The following is a 13,402-nucleotide window of genomic DNA, read 5'->3' as shown; positions in this document are numbered from 1 at the left end:
GAACATGACAGAGCCGCACGCACCGCGCGACGTGGACGTGATCGTCGTCGGCGCCGGCACCGCGGGCTGCGTCGTCGCCCGGCGGCTGCTCGACGCCGGCGCCACCGTGCTCCTGGTCGAGGCCGGGCCGGACGGCACGGGCAACGAGGCCATCGCCGACCCCGCGCGCATGCACGAACTGTGGGACACCGACGTCGACTGGGGCTATCGCACCGTCCCGCAGCCGCACGCGCACAACCGGCGGCTGCACCTCCCGCGCGGGCGCGTGGTGTCCGGATCCCACGCGCTCAACGCCATGATCTGGGTCCGCGGCCACCGCGCCGACTACGACACCTGGGCCTACCTCGGCAACCCGCGCTGGTCGTGGGCCGACGTCGAACCGGTGTTCCGGCGCGTCGAGGCCGAGCACGGCGGCCCGCTGTCCGTGCTGCGCGACTACGAGCCCGATCCCGTGCAGAGGTCGATCGTGGACGCCGCGGTGCAGGCCGGCGTGCCGTTCGACGAGGATTACAACGACGGTTCGCCCGACGGCGTGTCGTTCATGCGGTTCACCATCCGCGACGGGCGGCGGCTCACCACGGCGGACGCCTACCTCGGTCCGGTGCGCGACCACGCGCGGCTGCACGTGCTGACCGGGGCGCACGTGCGGCGGCTGCTGTTCGACGGCACGCGTTGCACCGGCATCGAGTACGAGGCGGACGGGCGGGCCGGGCGCGTCCATGCCGGGCAGCACGTCGTGGTCGCCGCCGGGGCGATCGGCTCGCCCGTGCTGCTCCAGCGTTCGGGCGTCGGCGACCCCCGGACGCTGCGCCCGCTCGGCGTCGACATGGTCGCGGCGCTGCCGGGTGTGGGCGGCAACCTCCAGGACCACTGGCTGGTGCCGGTCATCTTCGGCACCGGCCGCGCGCCGGGCCGCCCGCACGGGCTGCCCACCACGCAGAGCCACCTGTTCGCCCGCAGCCGCGCCGGGCTGCCCGTCCCGGACCTGCAGCCGCTCCACTTCGGGGCCCCGCTGTACGCGGACTGGATGTCGGGCCCCGCCGAGGGCTTCTCGTTGATGGCCGGTCTGGTGCGCCCGGCCGCGAGCGGCCGGGTCGCCATCACCAGCGCCGATCCCGGCGTCGCGCCGATGATCGACCCACGGGTGCTGTCGTCCCGCGCCGACCTCGACGGGCTGGCCGCGGCGGTGGAGCTGTGCCGCGAGATCGGCGCGCAGCCCGCGCTGCGCGCCGGGTGGGGCGCCGCCGAGCTGTACCCGGGCACCCTCGGCGCGACCCGCGAGCTGCTGGACGACTACATCCGCGAGTCCGTGGTGACCTACCACCACCAGGCGGGCACGTGCGCGATGGGCGGGCACGAGGACGCGGTCGTGGACGAGGAACTGGCCGTGCACGGCGTCGAGGCGCTGAGCGTCGCCGACGCCTCGGTCATGCCGGCCGTGACGACGGGGAACACCAACGCCCCCACCGCGATGATCGCCGAACGGGCGGCCGAGTTCCTGATCAAGCGGCTGTGACGCGCGGCCGCGCGCGCTGACCCGGGGGTCTCCCGCTAGGCGGCCGGTTTCTGCTGTTCGTCGGGGTCGTCCGGGGGCTCCTCGACATCGTCCGCCGAGACCTGGCGGCGGCCGGGGAGCGCGACGAACCGGTACGCGGCCCAGGCCGCGGCGCGGGTGATCGCTATCCCGCAGGTCATGGCGATGGCGCTCGCGCCGCCGATCGAGGCGGCCGGGGCGAGCAACGCCCCGAGCAGGAAACCGGCGCTGCCGAGCAGCGCCGTCGCCGTCCCCGCGTTGGCGGAGTGACGGACCAGCGCCAGCGCCGTCGCGTTGGGCGAGGCCAGCCCGCCGGTCGCCACCGTGAGGAACAGGGCCGGCAGGAACAGCGCCAACGGCGCCTGCAGCACCGCGGCCACCAGGCAGAGCACGCTCGCGCCGACGGCCACCAGCGCGCCGCCGATCAGCAGCGGTTCCGGCCTCAGCCGGCGCAGCAGCACCGCGTTCACCCAGCCGCTCAGCACCAGACCCACGGAGTTGACGGCGAAGATGAACGAGAACGCCTGCGGCCCCACGCCGTAGCCGCCTTCGAGAACGAAGGAGCTGACCGAGATGTAGATGAACAGCGCCGCTCCGCCGACGCTCGTCCCGAGCGCGCAGCCGACGAACACCCGGTCGCGCGCCACGGAGGCGAAGCCGACGCGTACCCGCCGCATCCCGCCGACGTGCCGCAGCTCCGGCTTGAGCGTCTCGGGCAGGAGGGTCGCCGCGACCAGCAGCAGTACCGAGATCGCGCCGAGCGTGACGAAGATCCCGCGCCAGTCGGTCACGTGCAGCAGTTGCCCGCCCAGCACCGGCGCCACGATGGGCGCGGCCCCGCCGACGAGCATCAGCAGGGACAGGATGCGCGCCATCCGCTGTCCCTCGTACATGTCACGGACCATCGCCCCGACGACCACCATGCCGGCCGACCCGGCCAGCCCCTGGATGAGACGCAGGAAGTTGAGCGCCGCTATCGAGGGGGCCGCGGCGCACAGCAGTGACACGATCGCGTACGTCGCCACGCCGATGATCAGTGGGCGCTTGCGTCCGATCCGGTCGCTGAGCGGCCCGATGAAGAGCTGCCCGGCCGCCAGGCCGATCAGGCACATCGAGATGCTCCACTGCGCCGCGCTGTCGGTGGCGTCGAGCTGACGGGCCAGTTCGGGCAGCGCGGGCAGGTACAGGTCAATCGACAGCGGGCCGAACGTGGACAGGGCGCCCATGACGAGCAGTTGACGGCGGTTACGCCGCGCCGGGACGGGCCCTGGGGACTTGTTGTCGCTCACGCAGGCGGGTGCTCTCCCGAGGCCGGGGCGCCCGCCCCGGAGAGCGGCGCCGTCGCGGCGATCGTCGGCTGCGCGGCGGCCGCGATGAGCGGTGGTCGTGGGAGCCCTGCTCGGCTCATTGAAAGCCCCTTTCCTTGCAGCCGGGAAGAGGGCGGGACGCCGTCCCAGCCCATGTCGGCAGGCCCCAAGTGGGGGGTGCCCCGAAGATATCGCAAATCGTATACGACATCAATGCTTTTCGGCTGTCACTTAGTGCGGCCCCTGTGTCATTCCTGGCGGAATTCCGAGGAGGTCGGCGGTGATTTCTGGTGAATTCTGATCCGTGGTGCGGTCGGGCGGGCGGGTGTGAGTGACACATCGGGTGACGTCGATGCCTTGACGGAGGGAACGAATCTATACCAAATTATATATGATATGTGATGTTCTTGATGTCGAGGAGTCCCGATGTCCTCCAGCACGACGGAGACCGCCGCCGATCCCAGCCCCATCGTCAACATCGCCACCGGCTTCATGGCGGCCAAACAGCTCTTCGCCGCCAGCGAGGTCGGCGTCTTCACCGCCCTGTCCGACGGCCCGCTGACCCCGGCCGAGATCGCCGGCCGGACCGGGATACCGGAGCGGTCCGCCCGGATCCTCGCCGACGCCATGGTCGGCCTGGACCTGCTGGCCTTCGACGGAACCAGATACCAGAACGAGGCGGCGGCCGACGCCTACCTGGCGGGCCGGAAGGGCGCCCTGGACCTGCGCGCCTTCCTCACCTTCTGGGACCAGCTGAGCTACCCGCACTGGCGCACGTACACGAACTCCGTGCGCGCGGCGGCGCCCTCGCCGTTCGACACGTCCGCCTCCGTGGGGGAGGACGTCTTCCTCCCCGGGGTCATGACCTACAACGCGCTGCACGCGCTGATGCTGGCGGAGCACTACGACTTCGGCGCGCACACGCGCGTCCTCGACCTCGCGGGCCTGTCCGTGGAGTTCGTCGTCCAGGCGGCGGCCCGCAACCCCCGGCTGCACGCGGACTTCGTCGCGCCGAAGCCGCCCGCTCCGAGCAGCGTGGACGAGCGCTACCGCGACCGCGTCACGCTCCACACCGCCGACCCGCTCACCGACCCGATCCCCGGCCGGTACGACCTGGTACTGCTGGAGCACGTCGCGCACCGCTTCGACGCCGACGACAACCGCGCCTTCCTGCGCCGCGCGCGTGAGGTCGTGGAGCCCGGCGGCAGGCTCCTGCTCGTCGACTTCTTCCTGGACGCCTCCGACGGGCGCAGGCTCGACCCCCTGCTGGCCGGTGAGTACCTGGTCGTGGACGGAACCGTCGTCTACCCCGAGGACGAGGTGCGCGGCTGGCTGGGCGAGACCGGCTGGCGATGGCTGGAGACGCGCGAACTGCCGGGCAGCCCGCGCGCCCTGATCGCGGAAGCGGTCTGAGCGGCGGCACGGATCCGATCAGAGACCTGACCCGACCAGAGAAAGGCCCGACATGGCCACCGTGTTCAAACGTCCGCTCGGACCCGACGGCTTCCAGGTTCCCGCCCTGACCGTGGGGTCCTGGTACACCTGGGACCGCACGCCGTTCGAGGAGACCGTCAACGTCATCAGAACCGCGGTGGACGCCGGGGCGTCGTACTTCGACGTCGGCGTCTACGGCGCCCTGGAGCCCGGCCAGGCCGGCTCGCCCACCGACGTCATCTTCGGCCGCGCCGTCCAGGCCGCCGGCGTCGCGCGGGACGACTACGTGCTCCAGGTGAAGAGCTGGGTGGAGCGCAGCGGCAGCGCCGAGGACATCGTCGCCCAGTTCGACAGGGCCGTGTTCCGGATCGGCACCGACCACGCGGAGATCCTGGTGTTCGGCGACCTGGTCGGCGAGCACGTGCCGGTCGAGGTGCTCGCCGAGGGCGCGGCCGCGCTCGTGGAGAGCGGGCGGGTGCGCTACTGGGGCGTCAACAACTGGTCGGCCACCGAGATCCGGCAGATCGTGGCGGCGGCGGAGAAGGCGGGGCTGGCCCCGCCGGCGTTCGCCCAGCTCAAGTACAACGTGGTGCGCCGCTCGATCGCCGAGGGCGCGCCGTTCCGCGGTCTCATCGCCGACCACGGGCTGAAGGTGCAGGCGTCCGACGCGCTGGAGGGCGGTTTCCTGCTCGGCCATCCCCGGCGGCGGCCCACGGGGAACGACCCGGGTGACATCCACGGCCTCCTTGAGGAGGCCAGGCCGAGGATGCGGGCGCTGGCCGAGGAACTGGGCGGCACCCTGGCGCAGCTCGCCCTGGCGTACGTGCTCACCAACGACGACCTGTGCTCGATCGTCATCGGCGCGCGCACGACCGAGCAGATCCGCGACGACCTGGGCGCGTTCGACCTGCTGGAGCGGGTCGGCGCCGAGCGGCTGCGGGAGCTGCTGGCCCCGTACTGGCTCGACAAGGGCCGGGTGGACCCGGAGAGCTCCTGGTCGTCCGTGCCGGACGACGACCCGGTGAAGTACGCGCTGATCCTCCCGGACGCGTAGCGGATGACGACGCGAGTTCCCTACGACCCCGAGCTGGTGGACGGGCTCGAATCGTTCCGGCGGACGCTGGAGTTCGAGCCGCTGGTCCCGGAGACGATCCTGTCCTACCGGGCCCGTTTCGCCGCCGGGCAGCGCTCGATCGAGGACATGATCGGGGATCGCCCGATCACCGCCGAGGATCGGGTCGTCCCCGGCCCGCCGGGGGAGCCGGACATCACCGTCACCATCGTGCGCCCCAAGGACCCGAGGCCGGCCGCGCCCGGCATGTACGCGATCCACGGCGGAGGCATGATCCTCGGCAGCCGCCTGGGCGCCCTCGACTCCGTCTTCGACTGGGTCGTCGAGCACGGCGTCGTCGGGGTCTCCGCCGAGTACCGGCTCGCTCCGGAACACCCCGACCCGGCGCCGGTCGAGGACTGCTACGCGGGCCTCGTCTGGATGGGCGAGCACGCGGCGGAGCTGGGCGTCGACCCCGGGCGCATCCTCGTCATGGGCGGGAGCGCGGGCGGCGGGCTCAGCGCCGGCGTCGCGCTGCTGGCCCGCGACCGCGGCGGCCCGGTCCTGGCCGGGCAGGCGCTGATCACGCCGATGCTGGACGACCGCAACGACACGGTCTCCAGCCGGCAGTACGACGGCGTCGGCATCTGGGACCGCAGTTTCAACTACACGGGGTGGAACGCCCTGCTCGGAGCCGACCGGCGTGGCGGTCCTGACGTGTCCCCGTACGCCGCGCCGGCGCGGGCCACGGACCTGTCCGGGCTGGCGCCCGCGTACATCGAGGCCGGCGCGGCCGAGGTGTTCCGCGACGAGGCGGTGCGCTACGCCTCGGGCATCTGGGCCGCGGGCGGCCAGGCCGAGCTGCACGTCTGGGCCGGCGGGTTCCACGGTTTCAACGGCATCGTCCCCGAGGCCCAGGTGTCGCGGGCGGCCAACGCCGTCCGGGACTCCTGGATCCGCCGCACCCTGCGGCTGGGCTGATCGGTTCACGCACACGGACGGCCGCGCTCCCCGCTGGCAGGGGGGAGCGCGGCCGTCTCGCCTGCGGTCAGTCCGTCGGCGGCGCGCTGACGCCCTGCTCGGTTCCGGGAGTGCTGTCGGCGCGGATCCAGCGGACGACCAGCTCGTCCTTCGCGCCGAAGCGGACCAGGTGACGTCCCACGACGTCCTCCAGCCCGGGCATGTCGTCGGCGTCGCCGTCGAGCCGCAGCTCAAGGGCCCCGTCGGCGCAGGTGACCTCGGTACGGCCCGCGCCGAGCACGATCCAGCCCGAGTCGGACTCCTCCGACCACTCCCCGCCCTGGTGGCGGCCGAGGTGGTTCACCAACTGCTTGCCGTACCGGCTCGGGCGGTCGGTCGTGACCGTCGCCGTGCTCGTCGTGCGTGACACTCTTCTCACCTTTCTCGTGTCAGTGCTCACATCAGGGGCGCCGGGCGTTGCCGCGTCGCCGTAGCTGGGCGAAGAGCAGCTTCGCCCGGGGGTCGACGAACGTGCGCAGGCTCGCTCCCGCGACGTTCAGCAGGAAGACGAACAGGGCGATCGCCAGCCCGGGAAAAAGCACCATGGTGGGATGTTCCTGAAGGTACACCCGCCCGTCCGCGACCATGTTGCCCCACGTCGCCGTGGGCGGTGAGATGCCGAGTCCGAGGAAGCTCAGCGCTCCGTCGATCAGCATCGCCCCCGCCGAAAGCAGCACGCACTGCACCACCGCGAGCGGCAGCGTGTTCGGCAGGATGTGCACGGCCAGGGTCTGCCACGGCCCCAGCCCGGAGACCCGCGCCGCCTTGACGTACGTGCGGGTCGCGAGCCCCAGCACGCGGCTGCGGATGATCCGCGCGGTGTACGGCGTGAAGATGATCGTCACCGCGATCAGCTCGCTCATCATGCCCGGGCCGATGACGACACCGAACACGATCGCCAGGATGATCGACGGGAACGCCATCCACGCGTCCACCACGCGCATGATCACCCGGCCGACGCGGGCGAAGTAGCCCGCCACCAGGCCGATGAACGTGCCGAGGGAGACCGAGCAGAGGGTGATCAGCAAGGTCATCCCGATGGACACCCGCCCGGCGGACGCCCAGCGGCTGAACAGGTCCCGGCCGTACCGGTCGGTCCCCATCGGATGATCCAAGGACGGCGGCAGCAGCCGCTGCACCGGGTCGATGGCCTCCGGGTCCGGCAGGAAGAACGGCAGCACCACGACCAGCGCGATGATCAGGCCGATCAGCCCGCCGGACACCACCAGCGCCGGGTTGCGGCGCGCGAACGACGGCCGCCGCGCCGCCGCGGCCGTCTCGCCGGTGACCGTCGTCACGAGACACGCACCTTGGGGTCGACCAGCGAGTAGGTGAGGTCCACCAGCAGGTTCACCAGCACGAAGAGGAACGCGATGAACATGACCCCGCCCTGGATGAGCGGGAAGTCACGCGCGTACACGGCCCCGAGCAGCATCGTGCCGAGCCCGGGGATGACGAAGATGCTCTCGATGACGACCACCCCGCCGATCAGCGACGCGAAGTTCAGCCCGACGGTGGTCAGCACCGGCAGCATCGAGTTCGGCAGCACGTGCCGCAGCGCGATGCGCCGCTCGGTGATCCCCTTGGCCCGCGCGGTGCGCAGGTAGAGCTGGGTCAGCTCGCCGAGCACGCTCTCCTCCATGGTGATGGTGAAGAACGCCGTCTGCCCCACCACGAGCACCGCGACCGGCAGCACGAGTTGCGGGACCGACGTCACCGGGTCGGCGAACAGCGGGGTGTAGCCGCTGGTCGGGAACCAGCCGAGCGCCAGCGCGAACAGGTAGACGGCCAGCAGCGCGAGCCAGAACTCCGGCAGCGCGAGGCCGAACTGCGCGACCCGGTTGACGCCCCGTGCCAGCCGGCTGTGCGGCGACACGGTGACCCAGCCGATGACCAGCACGGTCAGCAGGAAGCTGATGACCGTGCTGGCGACGGCGAGCGTGAGCGTCGGTGCGATATGGCCGGCGATCATGTCGAGCACCGGCGCCTGATACTTGATGGACGTGCCGAAGTCGCCGGTCAGCACGTTGCCGACCCAGTGGAGGTACTGCTCATACAGCGGTCCGGTCAGGCCCAGTTCCTCGTGCAGCCGGGCGAGCTGTTCCGGCGAGGCCTTCAGGCCCAGCAGGACCTGGGCCGGGTCGCCGGGGATCGACCGCAGCAGGAAGAACAGGAACGTGCCGACGACGGCCAGCACGACGACCAGGTCGCGGAGGCGCCGCAGGACGACGAGCAGCATGCGCCTCTACTTCCTCAGCCAGACATCGGTGAACTCCATCCCCCAGCCGTTGTAACCCTGGATCTTCGGGTTGTAGGCGACGTAGTTCTTGGAGGCGTACAGCGCGATCGTCGGCAGGTTCTCGGAGGTGAACTTCTGCACCGCGTCGATCGCCGCCCGCTGCTCCTCGGGGGTCTTCGCCCGGTTGTAGGTGTCCAGCAGGGGGTCGAGCCGGTCGCGCGGGTATCCGGAGTTGTCCAGGTTCTTCACGTTGTCGGTGTAGGCCGGCACCGGCGGGTTGGCGTCGTCCATCAGGGCGAGGACGTCCCAGCCGTTCGGCTCGTTGTTCTTCTTGCCGATCAGCGTGGCGAAGTCGTAGCTCTCGATGCTCGACTTGATGCCGATCTTCTTGAGGTCGTTCTGGATGACGATCAGCGCGTCCTTGAACTGCGGGAACTCGTCGGTCGTGATCATGCGGATGGTCTGGCCCGGCTTGAGTCCGGCCTGGGCGAACAACTGCTTGGCCTGCTCGGGGTCGTGCTGCTCCCACTTGGCCTTGCCCGCCTCGGAGTACATCGCCTTGTTGGTCGACGTGGCGAAGGCGCCGTTGCTGGGCGACACCAGGTCCGGAACGCCCTGCGCCGCCATGATCGCCTTCTTGTCGGTGACCAGGTTCAGTGCGTCACGTGCCTCGGCCTTGGAGAAGATCGAGCCGGAGTTGTGGTTGAGCGACACGAACTGGATCGTGCCGCCGCCCTCGACCGCGACCTTCAGGCTCTGGTCCTGCTTGATCAGGTCGTACTGCGGGTTGGACGGCTCCGCGACGTCCAGGATGCCGGTCCTCAGCCCGTTCAGCACGGCGTCCTGGTCGGCGACGACCTGGTAGGTGATCGTGTCGAGGAACGCCCGCTTGGCGCCCGCGTACCCGCTGGAGGGGCCCTTCGGCGGCTTGTACTTGTCGTTGCGTTCGAGCACGATCTGCTCGCCCTGCGTCCAGGACTTGACCTTGTACGGGCCGGTGCCGACGATCTTGTCGTTGGGGATGCCGGTGGGGCCCTTGGCGTCGATGTCGGCCGCGCGGCGGATGAACGAGCCGTGGCTCGACGCCATCAGCGCGACGAGGTCGAACGGCGACTTCAGCGTGACGACGACGGTCGTGTCGTCGGGGGAGTCGATCTCCTTGAGCACCGGCTTCAGCGACGCCGCGTAGCTGCCGTCCTTGATCCAGTAGTTCAGCGAGGCCACCACGTCGGATGCCTCCAGCGGGGATCCGTCGGAGAACTGCAGGCCCGTGCGCAGCTTGAACGTGTACGTGAGCCCGTCGTCGCCCTTCTCGAACGATTCGGCGAGCACCGGCTGCGGCCGGTAGTTCGCGTCGATGGTCACCAACTGCTCGAAGATCTCGTGGCTGACGTAGGTGGTGCCCACGTTGCCGTTCACGACCGAGTCCAGCGACCCGGGATCCTGCGCCAGCCGCACGGTGATGTTGCCGCCCTTGACGGGCGCGCCGGCGTCCGCGCTCTCGGTGCTCCCAGCCGGTCCACCCGCGCGGGAGGCACACGCCGACAGCACTAAACTCAACAGGGCGACGGCGACGACGGCCTTCGGGTTGCGGGATTTATGGAGGTTCATCGTGGCTCCTCGCGCCTTTTTGTCGGCGAATTTGGCCGCTCAAGCTAGCCGCCGCGAACAGGGCCCGAGTAGGCGTCGACGACGGCAGTTCTGTCACTCACGCGAACCTCACCACGGGCCTCCTTGCCACTTCCGGTCGCCGCTTGACTGAGACTGCACAGTTGACACGGATCCGCGGGAATCTCTTGTCCTGCGGGGATCCTGGACGGAGGATCGTCCGGCGGTGTGTCACGCCGGGCGCCTGAAGGGATGACGCACGTGTCACTACTGGAGATCGATCGGCTCTCGGTCGGTGTGCTCAATGGCGAGGACGGCGTACAGCTCGTCCACGAGCTCTCGTTGAGCCTTGAGGCCGGCCAGACGCTGTGCGTCGTGGGGGAGTCCGGCAGCGGTAAGACGGTGACGGCCCTGTCGATCATCCGGTTGCTGGAGTTCGTCGCGCCGGTCCGCACCACCGGCGAGGTCCGCCTGGACGACGTCGACCTCGTCGCGCTGACCCGCGAGCAGATGCGCTCCTTCCGCGGACGCCGGATCGGCATCGTCTTCCAGGAGGCGCTCGACTCGCTCAACCCGACGCAGCGCATCGGCGCCCAGCTCGTCGAGGCCTATCACCCCTCTGGTCACCCCTCTGGTCACCCCTCTGGTCAACGCACCGGCGCATCCCCCCGGGCCGACCTGCGGGGGAAGGCCCGCAACCGGGCGTACGAGCTGCTGCGCGAGATGGGCTTCGACGACCCCGAGCGGATCGCCGACCTCTACCCCCACCAGCTCTCCGGCGGCATGCAGCAGCGCGTGATGATCGCCATGGCGCTGATCTCCGGCCCCGACCTGCTGCTCGCCGACGAGCCCACCACGGCCCTCGACGTCACCACCCAGGCCGAGATCCTGCGCCTGTTCCGCACCGTGCAGCGCGAGCACCAGATGTCCTGCGTCTTCATCACGCACGACATGGGCGTCGCCGCCGAGATCGCCGACCGGATCGCGGTGATGTACGCCGGCCGGCTGGTCGAGGTCGGCCCGGCGGCGGAGGTGCTCGCCTCCCCCCGGCACCGCTACACCCGCGCGCTGGTCGAGTGCGTGCCGAGGATCGGCGTGCGCCGTCCGGACGGCCTGCCGACGATCGGCGGTTCGGTGCCAGGGCCGGCCGAGGAGCTTCCCGGCTGCCGGTTCGGCCCCCGCTGCGGCCACGCCGTCGACGACTGCGGCAAGAACGAGCCGCCGCTGGCCGTCGTGGACGGGCCCGGGCAAGGGAAAGGGCAGGGGCAGGTCGCCTGCTGGAACCCCGGAAGCGGGCCGGTGTCGCTGCCGTTCCCGACGGCCCCGCAGCCCGCGGTCGACGCCGTCGCCGCCGACTCCACTGCCGCCGCCGCCGACGCCGGGCCGCTGCTGGTGATCGAGAACGTGCGCCGCACGTACACCGCCCGCGGACGCCGCCGAGGAGCCCTGCTCGGCCTCCGCCGTCGCGAGGAGCACGCCGCGGTCGACGGCGTGAGCCTGTCGATCAGACCGGGGGAGTTCTTCGGCCTGGTCGGCGAGTCCGGCAGCGGCAAGACCACGCTCGGGCAGCTCGTCGCCGCCCTGGACGATCCCACCGACGGCGTCATCACGTTCGCGGGCCGACGGCACACCGCGCGCGGCCTGGAGGGCGACGCGCGCGCCTTCCGCCGCGACGTGCAACTGATCTTCCAGGACCCGCAGGGCTCGCTCGACCCCCGGCACACCGTCGGCCGGATCATCGCCGAGCCGCTGCGCGCGCTGACCGACCTGCGCGGGCCCGCGCTGCGGCGGCGCGTGGAGGAGCTGCTGGACGAGGTCGGGCTGCCCGCGTCGATCATCGACAGGATCCCGGCGCAGATCTCCGGCGGCCAGCGGCAGCGGGTCGCCATCGCCCGCGCGATCGCCCCCGAGCCGAAGCTCATCGTGGCCGACGAGCCCACCTCGGCCCTGGACGTCTCGGTGCAGGGCCAGGTGATGAACCTGCTGCTGGAACTGCGCAGGGAACGCGATCTCGCCTACCTGTTCATCACCCACAACCTGAGCCTGGTCCTGTCGATCGCCGACCGCGTCGGCGTCATGAAGGACGGCAGGCTGATCGAGGTCGCGCCACCGGACACGATCACCGGCGCGCCTGAACACGACTACACGCGCACCCTGCTCGCCGCGAATCCCGGCCTCCCCGCCGAGGCCACCGCGCCGGAGAGCGGGGCGCCCACCGGATTCGCCTGAGTGACAGACGCCGTACCCGCGACAGGAGCAGACACCGTGCATCCCGAGCGAGCCTTCCTACCGACGCATCGCTTCGACGACCCCATGATCGCGTCCGGCCCGCCAGGCTTCGCGATCGGCTCGTTCGACGAGCTCGCGCCCTGGTCGTACGCGTCGTTCCCGCACCGCCACGAGTTCTACGAGATGGTCTGCGTGACCAGCGGGTCCGGCACCCAGGTCATCGACTTCGTCCCGTACGAGCTGAACCCGGTGACGCTGTACTTCGTGGCGCCGGGGCAGGTGCAGTTCTGGGAGCGCCGCACGCCGATCGAGGGATTCGTGGTCGTCTTCCTCGAAGAGTTCCTGGCGGCCCAGTACGGCGACCGCGTCTCGCCGCGCCAGTCGCTGACGCTCGACCCGCTCGGCATCGGGCGGGCCCTGCACCTCCACGACGACCAGATCGAGCCGATCATGGGGCTGTTCACCGCCCTGTACCGCGAGTACCGGCGGCCCGGCGGCGCGGACGCCTCGGTGCTGCAGGCGTACCTGCACATCCTGCTGGTCGAGATGCGGCGGCTGCACAACGACTCCAGCACCAGCATGGTCGAGGACCGCAGCACCGCGCTGGCCAGGCGTTACTTGCGCCTGGTGAGCGACGAGCTGCTCAACGAGCAGACCGTGCGCGGATACGCCGACCGCATCGGCATCACGCCCAAGCACCTGGCGGACGTGGTGCGGCGCACGACCGGCAAGACCCCGGCCGAGATCATCCGCACGGCGCTGACGGTCGAGGCGAAACGGCTGCTCACGCACACCGACCTCACCATCGCCCAGGTCTCCCAGCGGCTGTCCTTCGACAACCCGTCGTACTTCGGGCGGTTCTTCAAACGCGAGGTCGGCATGAGCCCGGGCGAGTTCCGCCGAGGCGGCACGGTGGCCGTCTCCGCTCAGTGACAAAGCTGCCGACCTGAGTCACTCCCCGCACCACCACACACTGCTTA

General features: G+C 70.8%; 11 protein-coding genes. 6 read left to right on the top strand and 5 right to left on the bottom strand.

The window, feature by feature from the left end:
- The first annotated feature begins 4 nt into the window (after positions 1 to 4).
- Entirely contained in the window at positions 5 to 1,516 is a 1,512-nt protein-coding gene (locus P3X83_RS13035; RefSeq protein ID WP_277305270.1) for a GMC family oxidoreductase N-terminal domain-containing protein, read from the top strand.
- 35 nt (positions 1,517 to 1,551) lie between these two features.
- Here P3X83_RS13035 and P3X83_RS13030 read toward each other — a convergent pair whose 3' ends face one another.
- Positions 1,552 to 2,823, bottom strand: coding sequence for a multidrug effflux MFS transporter (locus P3X83_RS13030; RefSeq protein WP_277305269.1), 1,272 nt, complete (start codon positions 2,821 to 2,823; stop codon positions 1,552 to 1,554).
- 444 nt (positions 2,824 to 3,267) lie between these two features.
- On the opposite strand from P3X83_RS13030, the gene P3X83_RS13025 reads away from it, so the two are divergent.
- Genes P3X83_RS13025 through P3X83_RS13015 form a run of 3 tightly spaced genes read left to right on the top strand, consistent with a single transcriptional unit; the run spans position 3,268 to position 6,307 of the window.
- Positions 3,268 to 4,254 carry a methyltransferase dimerization domain-containing protein gene (locus tag P3X83_RS13025; protein ID WP_277305268.1) on the top strand — a complete coding sequence of 329 codons (987 nt, stop codon included), beginning with the start codon at positions 3,268 to 3,270 and terminating at the stop codon, positions 4,252 to 4,254.
- 52 nt (positions 4,255 to 4,306) lie between these two features.
- Positions 4,307 to 5,329, top strand: a complete 1,023-nt coding sequence (locus tag P3X83_RS13020) for an aldo/keto reductase (RefSeq protein WP_277305267.1) — start codon at positions 4,307 to 4,309, stop codon at positions 5,327 to 5,329.
- Positions 5,330 to 5,332: 3 nt separating this feature from the next.
- Positions 5,333 to 6,307: an alpha/beta hydrolase gene (locus tag P3X83_RS13015; protein WP_277305266.1), complete on the top strand. Its 975-nt coding sequence runs from the start codon at positions 5,333 to 5,335 to the stop codon at positions 6,305 to 6,307.
- A 67-nt stretch (positions 6,308 to 6,374) separates the two neighbouring features.
- Here the strand turns inward: P3X83_RS13015 and P3X83_RS13010 are convergent, their stop codons facing one another.
- Genes P3X83_RS13010 through P3X83_RS12995 form a run of 4 tightly spaced genes read right to left on the bottom strand, consistent with a single transcriptional unit; the run spans position 6,375 to position 10,196 of the window.
- Positions 6,375 to 6,716, bottom strand: coding sequence for a DUF2218 domain-containing protein (locus P3X83_RS13010; protein ID WP_277305265.1), 342 nt, complete (start codon positions 6,714 to 6,716; stop codon positions 6,375 to 6,377).
- A gap of 31 nt (positions 6,717 to 6,747) precedes the next feature.
- Positions 6,748 to 7,644 carry an ABC transporter permease gene (locus tag P3X83_RS13005; protein WP_277305264.1) on the bottom strand — a complete coding sequence of 299 codons (897 nt, stop codon included), beginning with the start codon at positions 7,642 to 7,644 and terminating at the stop codon, positions 6,748 to 6,750.
- Positions 7,641 to 8,585 (bottom strand): ABC transporter permease, encoded by a 945-nt coding sequence (locus P3X83_RS13000; RefSeq protein ID WP_277305263.1) that lies wholly within the window; start codon positions 8,583 to 8,585, stop codon positions 7,641 to 7,643. Before P3X83_RS13000 ends, P3X83_RS13005 begins: the two co-directional genes overlap by 4 nt.
- A 6-nt stretch (positions 8,586 to 8,591) precedes the next feature.
- Positions 8,592 to 10,196 (bottom strand): ABC transporter substrate-binding protein, encoded by a 1,605-nt coding sequence (locus P3X83_RS12995; protein WP_277305262.1) that lies wholly within the window; start codon positions 10,194 to 10,196, stop codon positions 8,592 to 8,594.
- A 258-nt stretch (positions 10,197 to 10,454) separates the two neighbouring features.
- Here P3X83_RS12995 and P3X83_RS12990 point away from each other — a divergent pair, with 258 nt between their 5' ends.
- Positions 10,455 to 12,422 carry an ABC transporter ATP-binding protein gene (locus P3X83_RS12990; protein WP_277305261.1) on the top strand — a complete coding sequence of 656 codons (1,968 nt, stop codon included), beginning with the start codon at positions 10,455 to 10,457 and terminating at the stop codon, positions 12,420 to 12,422.
- 36 nt (positions 12,423 to 12,458) lie between these two features.
- Complete coding sequence (locus P3X83_RS12985; protein WP_277305260.1) at positions 12,459 to 13,355, top strand: helix-turn-helix transcriptional regulator; 897 nt, start codon at positions 12,459 to 12,461, stop codon at positions 13,353 to 13,355.
- The last annotated feature ends 47 nt before the right edge of the window (positions 13,356 to 13,402 follow it).

The organism is Spongiactinospora sp. TRM90649, from assembly GCF_029382225.1.
Lineage (GTDB): Bacteria > Actinomycetota > Actinomycetes > Streptosporangiales > Streptosporangiaceae > Spongiactinospora.
The sequence above is the reverse complement of the archived record's forward strand: the minus strand, read 5'-3'. Positions and strand labels throughout refer to the sequence as shown.